This is a genomic window from Acidobacteriaceae bacterium (assembly GCA_028283655.1).
Taxonomy (GTDB): Bacteria; Acidobacteriota; Terriglobia; order Terriglobales; family Acidobacteriaceae; genus Granulicella.
Genome location: JAPWKE010000003.1, coordinates 2634587 through 2654356 on the forward strand (window position 1 = coordinate 2634587; position 19770 = coordinate 2654356).

The 19770-nt window shown below is 56.0% G+C and carries 7 protein-coding genes, 2 tRNA genes, 3 rRNA genes and 1 CRISPR repeat array; of the genes, 7 read left to right on the top strand and 5 right to left on the bottom strand.

Features of this window, described 5'->3' with window-relative positions:
• Nucleotides 1-84: 84 nt before the first annotated feature.
• Genes cas3 through cas2 form a run of 7 tightly spaced genes read left to right on the top strand, consistent with a single transcriptional unit; the run spans nt 85 to nt 8214 of the window.
• Entirely contained in the window at nt 85-2664 is a 2580-nt protein-coding gene (cas3, locus tag PW792_14100) for a CRISPR-associated helicase Cas3' (protein MDE1163057.1), read from the top strand.
• A complete protein-coding gene (cas5c, locus tag PW792_14105; protein ID MDE1163058.1) occupies nt 2657-3472 on the top strand; it encodes a type I-C CRISPR-associated protein Cas5c in 816 nt (271 codons plus the stop codon). Before cas3 ends, cas5c begins: the two co-directional genes overlap by 8 nt.
• Nucleotides 3469-5394, top strand: coding sequence for a type I-C CRISPR-associated protein Cas8c/Csd1 (cas8c, locus tag PW792_14110; GenBank protein MDE1163059.1), 1926 nt, complete (start codon nt 3469-3471; stop codon nt 5392-5394). Before cas5c ends, cas8c begins: the two co-directional genes overlap by 4 nt.
• Nucleotides 5391-6245 (top strand): type I-C CRISPR-associated protein Cas7/Csd2, encoded by an 855-nt coding sequence (gene cas7c / locus PW792_14115; GenBank protein MDE1163060.1) that lies wholly within the window; start codon nt 5391-5393, stop codon nt 6243-6245. Before cas8c ends, cas7c begins: the two co-directional genes overlap by 4 nt.
• Nucleotides 6246-6247: 2 nt before the next feature.
• Complete coding sequence (gene cas4, locus PW792_14120) at nt 6248-6883, top strand: CRISPR-associated protein Cas4 (GenBank protein ID MDE1163061.1); 636 nt, start codon at nt 6248-6250, stop codon at nt 6881-6883.
• Nucleotides 6884-6885: 2 nt separating this feature from the next.
• A complete protein-coding gene (gene cas1c, locus PW792_14125) occupies nt 6886-7917 on the top strand; it encodes a type I-C CRISPR-associated endonuclease Cas1c (GenBank protein ID MDE1163062.1) in 1032 nt (343 codons plus the stop codon).
• 6 nt (nt 7918-7923) lie between these two features.
• Nucleotides 7924-8214 (top strand): CRISPR-associated endonuclease Cas2, encoded by a 291-nt coding sequence (gene cas2, locus PW792_14130; GenBank protein ID MDE1163063.1) that lies wholly within the window; start codon nt 7924-7926, stop codon nt 8212-8214.
• A gap of 223 nt (nt 8215-8437) precedes the next feature.
• Nucleotides 8438-13239: direct repeats of the CRISPR family, unit length 33 nt; unit sequence GTCGCTGCCCGCAGGGGCAGCGTGGATTGAAAC.
• A 108-nt stretch (nt 13240-13347) separates the two neighbouring features.
• Here cas2 and rrf read toward each other — a convergent pair.
• From rrf to PW792_14155, 5 genes are all read right to left on the bottom strand, one after another.
• Nucleotides 13348-13464 (bottom strand): 5S ribosomal RNA (gene rrf, locus PW792_14135).
• A gap of 164 nt (nt 13465-13628) precedes the next feature.
• Nucleotides 13629-16574, bottom strand: a 23S ribosomal RNA gene (locus tag PW792_14140).
• 347 nt (nt 16575-16921) lie between these two features.
• Nucleotides 16922-16997 (bottom strand) — tRNA-Ala (locus PW792_14145).
• Nucleotides 16998-17032: 35 nt separating this feature from the next.
• Nucleotides 17033-17109: transfer RNA gene (locus tag PW792_14150), tRNA-Ile, on the bottom strand.
• A gap of 286 nt (nt 17110-17395) precedes the next feature.
• Nucleotides 17396-18899, bottom strand: a 16S ribosomal RNA gene (locus PW792_14155).
• The 16S, 23S and 5S rRNA genes sit together here with 2 tRNA genes alongside, the layout of an rRNA operon.
• Nucleotides 18900-19770 lie beyond the last annotated feature (871 nt).

Genomic DNA, 19770 nt, shown 5'->3' on the forward strand with positions numbered 1-19770 from the left:
CAAAGGCCGTGAAGTCTTTGTCAATAGTCATTAGAAAGTTTTGGAGGCACTGGTTCGGGGCTTTGGCATGCAGAGCAGAAATGGGTGCTTATAAGCTCCCCTTCAAAATGGCGCTTGAAACACTGCTTGTACGCTATTCTTTGCACACCCATGCCTATCGACCCTACTGAGTTTCTTGCGCATCTTGGCGGCGACAATGGTCCGCAGCTCCTGTCAGAGCACCTTTCCGGTGTAGGAAGACGCGCTGAACGGTATGCCGCGAAGATAGGACTGCCTCTGGCTGGCGCGCTGCTGGGGTTACTGCATGATGCAGGTAAAGCGACTGAGACCTTCCAAAGTTATCTGCGGAGCTTTGACGAGACGTCCGGGCTCAAACCGCAGGAGCACCTGCGCGGCAAGATTGACCACTCGACCGCAGGGGCCCAATGCATCCTGAAAGAACTTCATGGGGGCAAGGATCTTTCAGATCCGGCATCGCTGGCAGCATTACTTCTTGCACTCTGCATAGCCTCACATCACTCTGGTCTGATCGACTGCCTGGCAATTGACGGTGGCGATGCTCTGACAGCTCGGCTGAACCGTGCGGAAGCGCAGTCGCGCTCAGGAGAAGCGTGGCGACACCTGCCACCTGAAGTGAAGAGTGAAGCGCGTCTTCTGATGCAGAACCCTGAACTGGTAAGCCAATGCCGCAAGAAGATGAGCAGAGTGCTGAACCGCTCCTTTGGGGATGGGAACGTACAGCTTGGGCTTTTGGTTCGGACACTATTCAGTTGCCTGATTGATGCGGACCGTAGCGATACCGCCGATTACGAAAAACCGAGGAACGCGCAGCATCGGCAGCAGGGAGAGTACGAACCGTGGGAAGTCTTGCTGGCACGATTGGACGAGGCTTTGTCGAGCTTCCCCACCGAAGGCAAAGTAAACCAGGTACGCGCGAACGTTTCCCTGCAATGTTTTGAAGCAGCACAGCGGCCACGCGGGATTTATACGCTTACTGTTCCGACTGGTGGCGGCAAGACACTGGCAGCTCTACGCTTCGCGTTGGAACATGCGCGGTTGCATCAACTCGACCGAGTTGTCTTTGTAAGTCCCTACATTTCCATCGTGGACCAGAATGCAGCGGTAGCGCGAAGATACCTGGAGCCGGAGGGCGTGCCGTACGCCTCCGTAGTACTGGAGCATCACTCCGACCTTGCGCGCGATCGTGTACAGATGAAGAAGCGAAGTGCTGGCGAATTCAAGGAGCAAGATATCGACGGATGGCGTCGCAGGGTGCTGGCTGAAAATTGGGATGCGCCCGTTGTCTTCACCACGATGGTGCAGGTTCTTGATGCTCTGTTCGGTTCAGGAACAAGCTCAGTACGTCGCCTGCACACACTCGCCAAGGCAGTCATCGTCTTCGATGAGGTACAGAGTCTTCCGACGAAGCTGGTCCACCTGTTCAATAACGCAGCGAACTTTCTGGCAACGCATTGCGGCAGTAGCATCTTGCTTTGTACGGCGACGCAGCCTCTGTTGGCGAAGGTAGACGCGAAGCTTGGGGTGGCGCATCTTGCGGACAAAGCTGAATTGATCGATGACGTCACCGCGTTGTGGAAGAGCCTCCGGCGCTATGTGGTGCTGGACGAAACCGCAGGAAGCGGTCCACCGTGGAGCCACGAAGCCGTCGCGGAACGAGTTTGCCGTGAGGCGATGCAGTATGGAAGCTGTCTGGTTATCGTAAATACCAAACGTGATGCGCGAACCATCTTTGAGCACTGCCGTACAGCACTGCCAGCAAACGCAACCATTTTGCATCTGAGCACAAGCATGTGTCCGGAGCATCGAAGCGACACACTTGCCACGCTGCATCAGAGGTTGACGACCGCGACGAGCGATACGCCTGTGGTTTGCATCAGCACCCAACTGATTGAAGCGGGTGTCGATATTGATTTTGCTGTCGTCGTTCGCGATCTTGCAGGGTTGGATTCACTTGCACAAGCTGCGGGCCGATGTAACCGTCATGGCTTACGCACGGAGCCTGGCAGGGTGGTTCTCGTTGAACTTCCCGATCCGCCGTCGCAATTGGAAGATATTTGCGAAGGCCGCAAAGCTGCACGGAGCGTATTACAAAAATGGCACCGCGATCATCCAGAGGAAGCGATCCCACTCGATAGCAACGAGATCATGGAGCAGTATTACGAGCTTCACTTTTTCGGACGCCGCAATACGATGGTCTACCCGCTCGACGCGAAAACAGTGGGGAGAGAGAGCTCCATGCTTGAGTTGCTGGGCAATAACGAGCGGAGCCTGATTGCTCGAAGCAGGGCTGGTAAAGAGCCGTTATCACGCCCTATTCTGCAGCAGAGCTTCTCAACGGCAAATCATGCTTTTGTTTTGATAGAGCCGACACAAAGTATCGTTGTTCCATTTAAGGAAGAAGGGTTAATAATCATCAACAAACTTTGTTCCGCACAGCACTTTGACGTAGAGTGGCAATTACTTCGTCAGGCACAACCATTTTCTGTCTCCGTTCGATCTTCGGAGTTTCGTCGATTGGAATCGGAGGGCGCGATTTATCCTGCTCCCACAGAGAGCGGCGTGTACTGTTTGCGGAGCGAGTTTTATGACAATGAGTTCGGTCTGCACGAAGTGGCAGGCACGCTGGAGAGCTTGATTGGCTGATCGCAGGAAGACACCACGGAACACCCTCGAATTTAAAGTGTGGGGCCGCTATGCCCTCTTTACCGATCCGCTGACGCGCGTGGGAGGCGAGAAGTGCTCGTATCATCTGCCGACCTATGAGGCGCTCAAAGGTATCTGCAAATCAATTTATTGGAAGCCGACGCTGATCTGGCACGTCGACCAGGTGAGGCTTATGCGGCGCATCCGTACGCAGGCGCGAGGCATGAAGCCGTTGGAGTACACCAGCGGCGGCAATACGCTGGCAATCTACACCTATCTGACCGGAGATGCGCGCAGCAAAAACCTTCTCGACATAACAGACGGTCCGGGTGTCGAGTACCAGGTAAGAGCGCACTTTGAGTGGAACGAGCATCGTCCCGCGCTCGAACAGGACCGTGTTGAAGGCAAACACTTCTCCATTGCTCAACGCAGCCTTGAGCGTGGCGGACGACAGGACATCTTCCTTGGAACGCGCGATTGCCAGGGCTATGTCACACCATGTGAGTTTGGTTCCGGCGTCAGCGATTACGACAATGATGGCCCGCTTGATTACGCTCTGATGTTTCACAGCTTTAGCTATCCCGACGAAACTGGTACGTCGCGCCTGGGCACGAACTTCTGGCGACCTAAGCTAGAAAATGGCGTGCTGACCTTTCCACGACCGGATGATACGGACCAGATTGTGCATAAGGATATCCGCGCCATGCCCTTCAAGGCCTTTGGCGAATCTCACAATATGCAATCCGTGAGCAGCGAGTTCGAACACCTGCAGGCAGAGACGGGTTCTCTGGTGGAGGCAGCTGAATGAGCTGGCTTCAGAGATTAGTAGAGACCTATGACGCCTGCTTCGGGAAATCTGCTTATGTCAAACTCGCGTTGACTCCTATCAATCACGTCGAGCAACAGGCGCACTTAGAAATTACGCTGGATAAAGATGGAGAGTTCCTACGAGCCAGCGTTGTCCCCAAAGAGGCTACCTTGATTCCTGCGACCGAAGCATCAGCCGGACGCACCTCTGGGCCCGTTGCCCATCCTCTTTGTGACAAGCTACGATACGTCGCAAAAGATTATGGTTCTAACGATCATGAACTCTATCGATCGGCGCTGGATGCCTGGGTAAAGTATTCTGAGCACCCAAAGCTCAAAGCCATCAAAAGCTATGTGGCCAAGGGAACAACGGTCCATGATCTAGTTGCTGCCGGGATTGTCGTCATGCAATCCGACGGCACTCTCGAGTCAGCGTGGAACGATGGCCCATCTCCGTTGGCCAAGCTTCTGACAGCCGATCCGAAGACAAAGCTGCGTGATCAGGGAAATGCTCTCGTCCGCTGGAAGGTAGAACTTGCGGGAAGTCTGCAACACTCCGTATGGGAAGATACGGAGCTGCAGAAGAGCTGGGCAGAGTTTCACACAACGCTACCCGCTGAAGAAGGCTTTAGCCTTTATGAGGGAGAGAACAGGCCCCTGGCGCTAAGTCATCCGAAACGTCTTCGCCATGGAGGAGATGGAGCTAAGCTCATCTCCTCAAACGATAGTGGAGGCTTCACGTTTCGTGGACGCTTCATGTCTGCCAAAGAAGCTTATGGTCTGAGCGCAGAAGCAACGCAGAAGGCGCATAACGCGCTGCGCTGGCTGATCGCACGGCAAGGGTATCGCAATGGTGACCAGGTGATCGTCGCCTGGTCTGTGCAGCATGTCACGCGCATCCCCTTGCTGGCTGACTCACGCGCCTTACTTGGCGAGGAAGACGAGGACGTGGAAGAGGGTTACGCGGAGTGCTCTCCACCAAGCATTACTCCCGAAAACTCTGCGGGTGACGTGGGTCAGGAGTATGCTCTGCGACTGAAGAGTGCCATGCAGGGATATCGCAGCCACATCGGGGACTCAGACAATATCGTGGTCATGAGTCTGGATGCAGCGACGCCCGGCCGCATGGCCATTGTGTACTATCGCGAACTCACAGGTTCGGAGTTGCTGGCACGTATCGAGAGGTGGCATAGCCTGCTCGCCTGGCAGCAGAACTTTGGCAAGGACCATCACTTCGTTGGCGCTCCTGCACCACGCGACATCGCCGAAGCTGCTTATGGCCGGCGTGTCGACGACAAGCTGCGACGTGCCACCGTAGAACGACTGCTCCCATGCATCGTCGATGGCACGCCGCTGCCTCGCGATCTCGTGCTGTCGTGTGTGCAGCGGGCTACCAACCGCATCGGCATGGAGCGCTGGGAGTTTGAGCGCGTCCTCGGCATTGCCTGTTCCCTTTACCGCGGATCCCATCCGCAGGAGTTTCCATCGATGAGTCTTGATGAAGCCCGAACGAGCCGAGATTATCTGTACGGCCGCCTGCTTGCCGTTGCCGACAATATCGAGAGCATGGCCCTCAGCATTGCGCGTGAACCTCGCGAGACCAATGCAGCTCGGTTTACGCAGCGATTTGCCGATCACCCTTACACCACATGGCGAACGCTCGAGTTGCAGCTTCGCCCCTATATTGCTCGGCTTAATGGATCACGCTACGTCGGTGCTCTGAAGTTACGGCAGCAGCTTCTTGACCGTATCTATTCGAGCTTCGAAACAGTCAACGGAGAAAGCACGTTTCTCGATAACCGCCGCCTCTCCGGCGAGTTCCTGCTGGGTTTCCATAGCCAACGCGAAGCACTGCGACCGTCCCGGGACGCCGCTTCCGCCACGACCACAACACAAACAGACGTTGAAGGAGATACCGAGTGAGCAGCCTTTCCCATAAGATCGATTTCGCCGTAATTGTGCATGTTCACAATGCAAATCCTAATGGCGATCCCCTGAACGGCAACCGCCCGCGCACCGACTATAACGGCACGGGAGAGATTACCGATGTGTGCCTGAAGAGGAAGCTTCGCGACCGTTTGTCCGATGCAGGCGAGAGTATCTTCGTGCAATCTGACGACCGAAAGACTGATGATGCCACCAGCCTGGCTGATCGCGCGGTCAAAGTGCTTGGCGCGGCCTTTGGAGGTTCTGAGACTGCGAAGAAAGCCTGCGAAACGTGGATAGACGTTCGCGCTTTCGGGCAGCTCTTCGCCATGAAGCCACAAAAGAACAAGAAGGCGAAGGATGTTGGAGAAGAAGACGGCAATGGTGCCGGAGTTTCCATTCCGATACGCGGACCTGTCACGGTGCAGTCAGCGTTCAGCATTGAACCTGTCGACATCACAAGCACGCAAATTACAAAGAGCGTTTCTGGCGAAGGGGACGGAACAAAGCGCGGGAGTGACACCATGGGCATGAAGCACCGTGTCGACAAGGCCGTCTATGTTTTCTTTGGCAGTATGAACCCGCAACTGGCGCAGCGCACAGGCTTCAGCGATGCCGATGCGGAAGCTATCAAGAGCGTGCTGCCAAAGTTATTTGAGAACGACGCGTCCTCTGCGCGTCCCGAAGGCAGCATGTCGGTAAGCAAACTTTTGTGGTGGAAACACAATAGCGCCGCGGGTCAGTACTCCTCCGCAAGAGTCCACAGCACGGTGAGCGTTGAGCCGAATGGCAGCTACAAGCTCTCGAACCTGGACGGTCTTGCACCGGAAGAGATCGACGGCTTCTAACGATGGCCGATGGACTGCAACTCGAGGACGCATTGCCGTTGAGCGGCTTGCAGCATCTTGCTTTCTGTCCACGCCAATGGGCGTTGATCCATCTGGAGCAGGCGTGGGCGGAAAACCGCCTGACCGCCGAAGGCAAAGTACTACATGAGCGGGCAGACTTGCCGGGGCAAAGCCGTCGAGGGAAGCTGCGCACGGTGCGCGGGCTGATGCTGGAGAGCCGAAGATTACGGCTCTCCGGCCGCGCTGATGTTGTGGAGTTCTGCCCGCAGCCCTTTCCGGTCGAGTACAAACGGGGCAAGCGAAAGCCCAACGACTGCGATGTCGTGCAACTCTGTGCGCAGGCACTCTGCCTGGAGGAGATGCTCGGTGTACCCGTTGCCGACGGCGCCATTTTCTACGGAGACCCGCGAAGGTGCATGGATGTGAGCTTCACGGTAGAGCTACGTGCACGCACGGAGGAGCTTGCGGCAGAGATGCATCGGCTCTACACGAACGGCATCACTCCAGAAGCAACGCCGGGAAAACACTGTCGTAACTGCTCGCTCGTCGACGTTTGCCTGCCCAACGCAACCGATCACGTTGCCATTGCAACAACGTGGAAAGCCGCACAACTTCGCGCATTACAAGCTGAGGAATAACGATGCGTAAGCTGCTCAATACACTGCACGTCATGAGTCAGGGCGCGTACCTTCATCGCGATGGTGAGACCGTTGCGGTGAAGATTGAACAACAACTAAAGCTTCGCGTTCCCGTGCATACCCTGGAAGGACTTGTGTGCTGGGGACAGGTGCTGTGCTCACCGCCCGTTCTTTCACTCTGTTGCGAGAAAGGCGTTGGCATCTCCTTCCTGACAGAACAGGGACGGTTCCTTGCTCGAGTGCAGGGGCCTGTTTCCGGCAACGTGCTGGTGCGACGCCAACAGTACCGGCTGTGCGACGGAGGCGAAGCGGCGTTACCAACCGTACGCATGATCGTTACCGCAAAGATTACGAACAGCCGTCTGGTACTTCTTCGAGCCGCGCGCGAATCTTCCGATCCCACAACAGAAGAGCTTCTGCGTGCTGCCGCGCGGAGACTGCAGTGGATCGGCCTGGACGCAGCCCGCGCGGAGAGTCTCGATATCGCGCGCGGACACGAGGGGCTGGCGGGGCAGGAGTATTTTTCTGTCTTTGATTACATGATCGGACGCGAGGATGAAGCATTCCGCTTTAGCGGCCGGTCTCGTCGCCCCCCACTTGACCGCCCAAACGCTCTGTTGAGCTTCGTCTACGCCCTGCTGCGGCACGATATCGAATCGGCGCTGGAATCTGTGGGGCTCGACCCGGCCGTTGGATTTCTGCATACAGATCGCCCAGGGCGCCCGAGCCTGGCACTGGACATGATGGAGGAGTTGCGTGCTCCACTGGCTGACCGCTTGGTGCTAACGATGATCAATCGGCGCCAAGTGCAGGCATCTGATTTCACCGTGCAAGATGGCGGAGCTACATTGCTGGAGGACGATGCCCGCAAGCAGATTGTCGCGGCCTGGCAGTTGCGTAAACAGGAAGAGATCGAGCATCCTTTCCTGAAAGAACGCGTACCTATTGGGCTTATTCCTTACACGCAGGCCCTGTTGCTCTCGCGGTACGTTCGCGGTGGGCTGGATGCGTATCCCGCGTTTCTGTGGAGATAAGCCACGATGCTTGTTCTGGTGAGTTACGACGTAAGCACACGGGATGAGGCAGGACGACGACGCCTGCGGCGCATTGCGAGACTGTGCGAAGATCGAGGTCAGAGAGTGCAGAACTCAGTGTTTGAATGTCTCGTCGATGCCGCGCAGTGGGTGAGATTCCGTGCGTCGCTTATTGCGGAAATGCACGCGGCAGAAGACAGTTTGCGCTTCTACTTCCTTGGCAATGAGTGGAAACGCCGGGTTGAACATGTCGGCACCAAGCCCTCGTATGACCCACAGGGCCCACTGATCCTATAGAACGCGCCTCTCGGACTACGGACGCGGAGTGCGCGACATCGCCGTGCGCGGACTGGAAGCGATCATTCGTTTTCAGGGGAGTTCGCGCGTTGGCTAAATCGTGCGTACTGAATGATTTCGCTTAGTAGCCAACAATCTCAAAGAGAAAATCATCCACAGTATCACCATGTTCGCGAATGTGAGACTCTAAGTACAAGTACGTGAAGCTCTTAGCTCTCGTGCCGTCGCTGCCCGCAGGGGCAGCGTGGATTGAAACCATCTCGCCGAATACGATGGCGTCGACATTGAGAGTCGCTGCCCGCAGGGGCAGCGTGGATTGAAACCACTTACCTCGACACCGAAGGCAACCTGCAGAACGTCGCTGCCCGCAGGGGCAGCGTGGATTGAAACTCGTCACCTCACTTTTCCTTCCTCGCATCGCTCTGTCGCTGCCCGCAGGGGCAGCGTGGATTGAAACGACAGCGTGGTAGCCGAGAAGCGCTACACGCAAGGTCGCTGCCCGCAGGGGCAGCGTGGATTGAAACTATGCTCTCGTCTGATCTCGCACCATGCGTCGCGGTCGCTGCCCGCAGGGGCAGCGTGGATTGAAACACATCCCACCACGGCTCCGTGATCGACAACCGCGTCGCTGCCCGCAGGGGCAGCGTGGATTGAAACGGCGAAGGAATCGACACCTGCGCTACCTGCAACGTCGCTGCCCGCAGGGGCAGCGTGGATTGAAACAGAGCCTCAAACCTATTAGGACCGCTCCAGTGCTGTCGCTGCCCGCAGGGGCAGCGTGGATTGAAACATCCCGGCCTTGATTCCCAGTTCTTCCTGGGTGAGGTCGCTGCCCGCAGGGGCAGCGTGGATTGAAACTGCCATTGCCCACGGCGGTGGTGTCGCCGTACGGTCGCTGCCCGCAGGGGCAGCGTGGATTGAAACTGCGCCAGACCGACGCCGACGTTGGTGAACACCGTCGCTGCCCGCAGGGGCAGCGTGGATTGAAACCTTTGCCCGGGGCGTATCGCCCCCCGGATGGCCGTCGCTGCCCGCAGGGGCAGCGTGGATTGAAACCACCGCGCCCCCGGCGCGATATCCGGGAATCAGGAGTCGCTGCCCGCAGGGGCAGCGTGGATTGAAACGTCGCATCGGCAATGAGGGAAACGGAATCATCCTTGTCGCTGCCCGCAGGGGCAGCGTGGATTGAAACCTCAGATATCGAAAGTACAGAGGGAGAGGGAATTGTCGCTGCCCGCAGGGGCAGCGTGGATTGAAACTTCGGGATCAGCACATACTTCACCTGCTCCCGCGTCGCTGCCCGCAGGGGCAGCGTGGATTGAAACGCGGTCGTAATATCAATGGCTACACTCACAACGACGTCGCTGCCCGCAGGGGCAGCGTGGATTGAAACTTGTGATGCCAACGGCGCGGTTTTTGAAGCCGAGGTCGCTGCCCGCAGGGGCAGCGTGGATTGAAACGGTCGTCACTACGCACACAGCTACAACGACGGCGTCGCTGCCCGCAGGGGCAGCGTGGATTGAAACCGCATCCTCGCGAGACTCACGCTCACACTGCCTCTGTCGCTGCCCGCAGGGGCAGCGTGGATTGAAACCTGCAGCAGTCCGGCAGCCTTAGCTTTCTTTAACGTCGCTGCCCGCAGGGGCAGCGTGGATTGAAACAGTTTGGTTTTCGGGCACAGCTAAAGCATGCGATGTCGCTGCCCGCAGGGGCAGCGTGGATTGAAACAGTTCCTCTTTCGAGGGCCTCCCGCTTCACCTTTGGTCGCTGCCCGCAGGGGCAGCGTGGATTGAAACCACCCGATGTAACCATCGAGCAACTGAGCCTCCAGCGTCGCTGCCCGCAGGGGCAGCGTGGATTGAAACGTCAGCAACACCTTCAGGCCGTCCTGCCTCGATTTGTCGCTGCCCGCAGGGGCAGCGTGGATTGAAACTTATAAAGCAACCAGTGCTTCCCCGGAGTTGAGGTCGCTGCCCGCAGGGGCAGCGTGGATTGAAACCATCTCATCCGACAGTGCAAGCCTACAGTTATCGTCGCTGCCCGCAGGGGCAGCGTGGATTGAAACCCGCCGAAGAGATGCCCTGGTTGTTCCAGGGGGGTCGCTGCCCGCAGGGGCAGCGTGGATTGAAACTCGTTAACGACAGAAATGGCAGCGTCAAAACTCGTCGCTGCCCGCAGGGGCAGCGTGGATTGAAACTCCTATTTCCTTTTTCCTCTGGTCCGCAGCTGTGGTCGCTGCCCGCAGGGCAGCGTGGATTGAAACCGCACTCACCATTGATCAGCTCGACGAGTGCATCGTCGCTGCCCGCAGGGGCAGCGTGGATTGAAACTGCAGCAGAGCGCTTTTATCTGCGGCACGGCCCTCGTCGCTGCCCGCAGGGGCAGCGTGGATTGAAACGGCGTAAGCCTCTTATTGCGGCGGATGAAGCCCATGTCGCTGCCCGCAGGGGCAGCGTGGATTGAAACATGCACTCGTAGGCGTACGCGCTGGGAGTAGACGTCGCTGCCCGCAGGGGCAGCGTGGATTGAAACTTGCCACGGCGTCTGTGGGCACTCATAGTCAACGTCGCTGCCCGCAGGGGCAGCGTGGATTGAAACAGGTCCACCACATCGCCGCTGTACGTCAGAATCGAGTCGCTGCCCGCAGGGGCAGCGTGGATTGAAACTCGTACACTCTTACTACGACCCGACCGCGTACAAGTCGCTGCCCGCAGGGGCAGCGTGGATTGAAACTTTGGGAGCAGGGCATCCAGAATCAGATCATCGACGTCGCTGCCCGCAGGGGCAGCGTGGATTGAAACTTCGACGACAATTACGCCGACACTTGGCGATGGGTGTCGCTGCCCGCAGGGGCAGCGTGGATTGAAACATCACAGGAAAATGGAAGCAGGTGCGGCATGAGCTCGTCGCTGCCCGCAGGGGCAGCGTGGATTGAAACACCGGCCTCGCGCCGGAAGCCAAGGGCACGATCGTCGCTGCCCGCAGGGGCAGCGTGGATTGAAACATTCAGGCTCTCGGTATCAAGCTCGGCACGGACAGTCGCTGCCCGCAGGGGCAGCGTGGATTGAAACATCTTCTCCATCGTGCCGTTCTGGTATCGCTTCTTGTCGCTGCCCGCAGGGGCAGCGTGGATTGAAACTAACCTCCTAGTTTCAAAGTTTCGCGCCGCTAAGTCGCTGCCCGCAGGGGCAGCGTGGATTGAAACTTCTAACTTAAATTCTTTACTACCTTCTAGGGAGGTCGCTGCCCGCAGGGGCAGCGTGGATTGAAACCCTCTGGTCCGCAGCTGTGTGGCGCGTAGACGCGTCGCTGCCCGCAGGGGCAGCGTGGATTGAAACGATACCGTTGCGGAGCGAGAGAGCCTGCAGCACGTTATGTCGCTGCCCGCAGGGGCAGCGTGGATTGAAACCCGTCGCCTACGATCCGCTCGATCCGAGCCGCATCGTCGCTGCCCGCAGGGGCAGCGTGGATTGAAACCCAAGCCCTCACATACGTGAGGGCTTTTCTTTTGTCGCTGCCCGCAGGGGCAGCGTGGATTGAAACGCTGCAGCCAACGAGTCGAAGCGAGCCGCAAGCTCGTCGCTGCCCGCAGGGGCAGCGTGGATTGAAACGCAAGCGGATTGCATCGCGGTCGCTGTGATGAAAGTCGCTGCCCGCAGGGGCAGCGTGGATTGAAACTGCTCCTGGTGGTTTGCGTAGATTGAGAAGGGAGCGTCGCTGCCCGCAGGGGCAGCGTGGATTGAAACTACGGGGCCATCCTGCGATCCTCCAGCTCGAAACGTCGCTGCCCGCAGGGGCAGCGTGGATTGAAACCGAGCGTGCTCGCGAGATCTCTGCCATGCGCAAGGTCGCTGCCCGCAGGGGCAGCGTGGATTGAAACCGCAATGATAGCTACAAAACGGTAACCAGCACTGTCGCTGCCCGCAGGGGCAGCGTGGATTGAAACGATCCTGGTGGTTTGCGTAGATTGAGAAGTGCCGTCGCTGCCCGCAGGGGCAGCGTGGATTGAAACGCAAAAGAGCCTTCAAAGGCCGAGGTGATCAACGTCGCTGCCCGCAGGGGCAGCGTGGATTGAAACCGGCTCACGCTTCTGCGCACTCCGCAGCGCGGACCGTCGCTGCCCGCAGGGGCAGCGTGGATTGAAACATACGTCACGCCACGGTCGTAATAAAACGCCTGGCCGTCGCTGCCCGCAGGGGCAGCGTGGATTGAAACTAGGGAGGACACATAGGTGTCCTCCTCCCCCCGGGTCGCTGCCCGCAGGGGCAGCGTGGATTGAAACATCGTTACATCCCTCCCTCAACTGCGCCGCCATCCGTCGCTGCCCGCAGGGGCAGCGTGGATTGAAACTGCCGTTATTGATGTGCAGGCGACGACACCAAAGGTCGCTGCCCGCAGGGGCAGCGTGGATTGAAACCTGGATGTGACGTATGACGGCACGGTCTCCGGCGCGTCGCTGCCCGCAGGGGCAGCGTGGATTGAAACGGTCGGCGTCCCTTCGGCATAGCCGATGGCACCTGTCGCTGCCCGCAGGGGCAGCGTGGATTGAAACCTTTTGAGTGTCTTCACCAGGACCGCGGACGTCATCGTCGCTGCCCGCAGGGGCAGCGTGGATTGAAACGCACCAAATTCCGCTGTGGCCAGATGTCGCGTTGGTCGCTGCCCGCAGGGGCAGCGTGGATTGAAACATGTCGCTTTGACCGACGCCATAGATCTGAGCTGTCGCTGCCCGCAGGGGCAGCGTGGATTGAAACGAAGAAACCCAGCAGTATTCGCGCACGCAGATCGCCGTCGCTGCCCGCAGGGGCAGCGTGGATTGAAACAAGCGGGCCGACCTGCGCCAGCACTTGCGCCGTACCGTCGCTGCCCGCAGGGGCAGCATGGATTGAAACCTGTGGGCTGGCCTGCAGGCAGAAGCCCGCGAAAGTCGCTGCCCGCAGGGGCAGCGTGGATTGAAACGAAGAGAACGGCGCGGATAAGAGTAAAGCCCAAGTCGCTGCCCGTGAGGGCAGCGACCTGACCGCCGCGAATCGCTAATGATAGTGAGGAGAAGGGCTCTACAGTTCAGTGTGGCGTGGTGGGGGATTTCAGGCGCAGAAAAGCCCACTCCGAGGAGTGGGCTTTTGATTTTAATGCCGGCGATCACCTAATCTCCCACACACTTACGCGTGCAGTACCATCGGCCCAACGAGGCTTAACTTCCGTGTTCGAGATGGGAACGGGTGGGACCCTCGCGGTAAACTCACCGGCAAACTTAGAAAGAGCAGCGGAAACCCGCGCGGTCTTTCACAACTGAATAGATTGAGCAGACATTTACCTAATTTTTTGCGTATTAGCTATATCTCTATAACTACAAAGCTTGTCATTGTTGAATGTCTCAGAGCAGCAGCGTTATGCTGCGCAGAGTAAATTCTATGGACAAGCCGAACGGGCGATTAGTACTGGTAAGCTGCATACATTGCTGCACTTCCACCTCCAGCCTATCAACCTGGTAGTCTTCCAGGGCCCTTCATTTCCCTTACGGGTTGGGAGATCTCATCTTAGAGCGTGCTTCCCGCTTATATGCATTCAGCGGTTATCACAACCGAACTTCGCTACCCAGCCGTGCCATTGGCATGACAACTGGAACACAAGAGGTTCGTCCATCCCGGTCCTCTCGTACTAAGGACAGCCCTCTTCAAATCTCCTACGCCCACAGCAGATAGAGACCGAACTGTCTCGCGACGTTCTGAACCCAGCTCACGTACCGCTTTAATAGGCGAACAGCCTAACCCTTGGAACCTTCTACAGCTCCAGGATGCGATGAGCCGACATCGAGGTGCCAAACCATTGCGTCGATATGAACTCTTGGCAATGATCAGCCTGTTATCCCCGGCGTACCTTTTATCCGTTGAGCGATGGCCCTTCCATACAGAACCACCGGATCACTAAGGCCTGCTTTCGCATCTGCTCGACTTGTAAGTCTCGCAGTTAACCACACTTATGCCTTTGCACTCGACGGTCGATTTCCAAACGACCTGAGTGTAGCTTCGCGCGCCTCCGTTACAATTTAGGAGGCGACCGCCCCAGTCAAACTACCCGTCTTACAATGTCCCTCTTCCAGATAATGGAAGTAGGTTAGGATCACAACAATCGCAGGGTGGTATCTCACCGTTGGCTCCTTCAAGTCCGAGAACCTGAGTCTCAAAGCCTCCCACCTATCCTGCGCAGCAATTGCCGTAACCCACTGTAAAAGTATAGTAAAGGTGCACGGGGTCTTTTCGTCTAGCTGCGGGTAACCGGCATCTTCACCGGTACTACAAGTTCGCCGAGCAACTCGTTAAGACAGTCGAACGATCGTTACTCCATTCGTGCAGGTCGGAACTTACCCGACAAGGAATTTCGCTACCTTAGGACCGTTATAGTTACGGCCGCCGTTCACCGGGGCTTCAGTTCGCAGCTTCGGCTTGCGCCTAACCGCTCCCTTTAACCTTCCGGCACCGGGCAGGAGTCAGCCCCTATACGTCGTTTTAGACTTTGCAGAGACCTGTGTTTTTGTTAAACAGTCGCCGTTCGCATTTCACTGCGGCCCACCAGAGGTGGGCGACCCTTCTCCCGAAGTTACGGGTCTAATTTGCCGAGTTCCTTAACAAGCCTTCACTCGAGCGCCTTTGGATATTCTCCTCGTCTACCTGTGTCGGTTTGAGGTACGATTCCCAACGTTTCTCCTTAGAGGTTTTTCTTGGCACCATGAAATCATCTGCTTTCCCCAATACAGGGTACTGTTTTACGTCTCACGGTTAAGAATCTCCGGATTTGCCTAGAGACTCCCGCTTCACACGTATCAAACCACATAGCCATATGTGGTCCAGATTATCCTTATGCGTCACCCCATCGTAATAACGACTCGTTGGGAGGTCCGGAATATTAACCGGATGTCCATCGCTTACGCCTTTCGGCCTCAGCTTAGGATTTCGCCTAACCCTGAGCAGATTAACTTTACTCAGGAAACCTTAGACTTTCGGCGGGGAGGGTTCGCACCTCCCTTATCGCTACTTATGCCGGCAGGGTCTCTTCTCTAACCTCCACGTATCTTCTCAGTTACGCTTCAATGATGTGAGAATGCTCTCCTACCACGCACACATGAATGTGTGCATCCGCTGCTTCGGTATACTGTTTTAGCCCCGTTGTATTGTCGGCACCGGACCTCTTGACCAGTGAGCTATTACGCTTTCTTTAAAGGATGGCTGCTTCTAAGCCAACCTCCTGGCTGTCTGAGAGTTCCGACTTCCTTTCCCACTTAACAGTAATTTGGGGACCTTAGCAGGCGGTCTGGACTGTTTTCCTCTCGACTGTGAAGCTTAGCCCCCACAGTCTGACTGCCGTGTATGTTGTGATTGGCATTCGAAGTTTGGTTAGATTCAGTAAGCCGGAAAGCCCCCTAGTCTATCCATGTCTCTACCACCAATCCAATTCGCACGACGCTAGCCCTAAAGCTATTTCGGAGAGAACGAGCTATAACGGAATTTGATTAGCCTTTCACCCCTACCCTCAGCTCATCCGAGCTTTTTTCAACAAACACCGGTTCGGTCCTCCATTAGGTGTTACCCCAACTTCAACCTGGCCAAGGGTAGATCATCCCGCTTCGCGTCTATTCCTGCCAACTTAACGCCCTATTCAGACTCGCTTTCGCTGCGGCTCGCTCACGCTTAACCTTGCTGACAAGAATAACTAGCCGGCTCATTATGCAATAGGCACGCGGTCAGACATTCCTCCTTACGGAGGCATAGTCCTCCCACTGCTTGTAGGCACACGGTTTCAGGTACTATTTCACTCCCCTCTCGGGGTTCTTTTCGCCTTTCCCTCACGGTACTGGTTCACTATCGGTCAGAAACGAGTATTTAGCCTTACGGGATGGTCCCCGTGGATTCAAGCAGGGTTTCTCGTGCCCCGCCTTACTCAGGTACCAGCTTCGAGTCCAGATCAATTTCGCCTACGCGCCTGTCACGCTCTATGGGACCGCTTTCCAACGGTCTTCAGCTATCGACTGGATTGGTAACTCTACTATTGCTGGCCCTACAACCCCCGAGATACCGAAATATCACGGGTTTGGGCTATTCCGAGTTCGCTCGCCACTACTATCGGAATCGAGGTTTCTTTCTACTCCTAGAGGTACTGAGATGGTTCACTTCCCTCCGTTCGCTTGCGCTCACCTATGTATTCAGTGAGGCATAACATGGGTTTACCATGCTGGGTTTCCCCATTCGGAAATCTCCGGATCAACACCTGTGTGCGGTTCCCCGAAGCTTATCGCAGCTTGCCACGTCCTTCATCGCCTGTTTCTGCCAAGGCATCCACCGTGCGCCCTTAGTAGCTTGACCATAGAATTTACTCACACACAGCCTTTCGGCCGCTGCAAGCAAACTATGTTTATAATTAGTCCGCCTTTGTTAGTCACCCCTTCGGAGGATTAGCCCGAAGGAACTAACGAAAATTATCTAAAGACACTCAACTATGATTGAATCAATCAGTTGCTAGCGCTGAACCTACCAACGCATACTGATTGCTCAGCCTTGTAGTTATATTTACCCAATCTATTCAGTTGTCAAAAATCGTCGGGTATCGCAGATGCAATACCTACGCGCCCTGAGGCGCGCCTGAGCCAAGCTCAAGAACCAACATCCGAAGATGCTCGATCTTGTTCTTGTCACAAAACCTTTAGAGAGAATGGTGGAGCTGACCGGGATCGAACCGATGACATCCTGCTTGCAAAGCAGGCGCTCTCCCAACTGAGCTACAGCCCCATTCCTGAATCAGTATACCTGATTCGTACGAGATATGGTGGGCCTGGATAGATTCGAACTATCGACCTCACCCTTATCAGGGGTGCGCTCTAGCCAACTGAGCTACAGGCCCGGCTCGCTAAAAGCTTTCGCCTTAGCAGCTTGCTCTGCAGCCAGGGTTCGAAAACCACTGGCGCTTGAGCTCTCTCGAAGGTTTTCGAGGACACAGTTGAACGTGCGAACAAGCTACGCTTATTCTGACCATCGGTTTTGATGATACGTAGACTAAAAGAAGGTTGAGTTCAGACTCTGTATCAGATCCGAAGATCCTCAACAGGTGCCTGGCCTCGTTATCGACTCAGCTTTCGCTGCCTGCAATCGCAGGACGTCGAATCACTTACCAGGATGGTCTCTTTTAGAAAGGAGGTGATCCAGCCGCAGGTTCTCCTACGGCTACCTTGTTACGACTTCACCCCAATCATGAATTACACCTTGGGCGGCTGCTCCTCTTGCGAGTTAGCGCACCGACTTCTAGTACAACCCACTTTCGTGATGTGACGGGCGGTGTGTACAAGGCCCGGGAACGTATTCACCGTGGCATGCTGATCCACGATTACTAGCGATTCCAGCTTCATGGAGTCGAGTTGCAGACTCCAATCCGAACTGAGGCCGACTTTTTCCGATTAGCTCCCCCTCGCGGGTTTGCAGCGGTTTGTATCGGCCATTGTAGCACGTGTGTAGCCCTGGACATAAAGGCCATGAGGACTTGACGTCATCCCCGCCTTCCTCCCCGTTATCCGAGGCGGTTCCGCTAGAGTGCTCAACTAAATGGTAGCAACTAGAGGTAAGGGTTGCGCTCGTTGCGGGACTTAACCCAACATCTCACGACACGAGCTGACGACAGCCATGCAGCACCTATATACAGACCCATTGCTGGGAGACCCTATTTCTAGGGGTGTCCTGTACATTTCGAGCCCAGGTAAGGTTCTTCGCGTTGCGTCGAATTAAACCACATGCTCCACCGCTTGTGCGGGCCCCCGTCAATTCCTTTGAGTTTCAGCCTTGCGACCGTACTCCCCAGGCGGATTGCTTATCGCGTTAGCTTCGACACAGCAGGATTGGGTACCCGCTACATCAAGCAATCATCGTTTAGGGCTAGGACTACCAGGGTATCTAATCCTGTTTGCTCCCCTAGCTTTCGCGCCTCAGCGTCAGTAATGGTCCAGTGAGCCGCTTTCGCCTCAGGTGTTCCTTCCGATATCTACGCATTTCACCGCTACACCGGAAATTCCACTCACCTCTCCCATACTCAAGCCCGACAGTTTTCGATGCAGGCTATGGGTTGAGCCCATAGATTTCACACCAAACTTGTCAAACCGCCTACGCGCCCTTTACGCCCAATAATTCCGAACAACGCTTGCCCCCCTCGTATTACCGCGGCTGCTGGCACGAAGTTAGCCGGGGCTTCTTCTATAGGTACCGTCATTATCTTCCCTATCGAAAGGAGTTTACATACCAAGATATTTCATCCTCCACGCGGCGTTGCTGCGTCAGGGTTTCCCCCATTGCGCAAAATTCCCCACTGCTGCCTCCCGTAGGAGTCTGGACCGTGTTTCAGTTCCAGTGTGTCCGTGCGCCCTCTCAGGCCGGATACAGATCATCGTCTTGGTGGGCCATTACCCCGCCAACTAACTAATCTGCCGCGAACTCCTCTTTAAGCGCATTGCTGCTTTGACCCGTAGGTATTATGCGGTATTAGCCTCGGTTTCCCGAAGTTATTCCCCACTCAAAGGTAGATGATTCACGTGTTACTCACCCGTGCGCCACTTTACTTAGGAACCGAAGTCCCCTTTCTCGTGCGACTTGCATGTGTTAGGCACGCCGCCAGCGTTGATTCTGAGCCAGGATCAAACTCTCGTTTAATCTTGGTGTGCACAGCCTTTAGGACGGAGGTCCGAAGGTTTCTGTGCGCCTCTACTCGCTCGAAAAGGAGTAGAGGTTAAAACTAGTGAGATTGACTCAACCAAAGTTACGTCATCTCACGACTGGCACGTTCAACCATGTTGTCAAAGATCCTAAGTACTCTCGCCTAAGCGGGCACTTTTGGATCAAGGACGAAGTCGGGCAAAGCCACTGACTCGTGTCCTCGAACTTGATGCGCTGTATTGTTGACAGTGGGAGAGGATTTTAGCGTTTCAGCAGGTCAACTTCACCGCTTCGCCTTACCTCGTCGCTTCGTCTTGCGCGAACTTCTTAAGAGTATCGAACTCTCATTCGCTTGTCAACCGCTTGTTTTTCTCGTCTTTTAACCCATACTCCGGGCCAGCTCCTGCTGGTTTCAACCCGGCCCTCAAGGCCTTCCAACTCGATCTCGCGCTAAAAGCAGCGAAAAAGCAATCAACACACGCAACGCTTCTACAACCTAAAGACCATACAGCCACAAAATGACTGCGGAGCACTAAGCCCCTTTCTAAATTACAGTGCTTGGGTTTGAACGGCTGGCTAAACTTCAGCTCTTACTTTCCGTAAAACGCTTGGACTGCGCTCCGACCGGCTCTCGTCTCACAAGACTCGAACGCGAAGCTTGGTGCAACTTCCTAAGAGTACAGCAGACTTTCGTTTCTTGCAAGTCCCTGTATTCCTTCGCACCGAGGTTGACTTGATGTCGCCATCGCCTCAACCACTTGAATGACAATAACAAACACCTACGCCGGTCGCAACCATGAACCTGTGGAAGACGCGGTCAACACCCTATAAACACTGGATGAAATTGTTCCTTCCCGTCACATTTTCC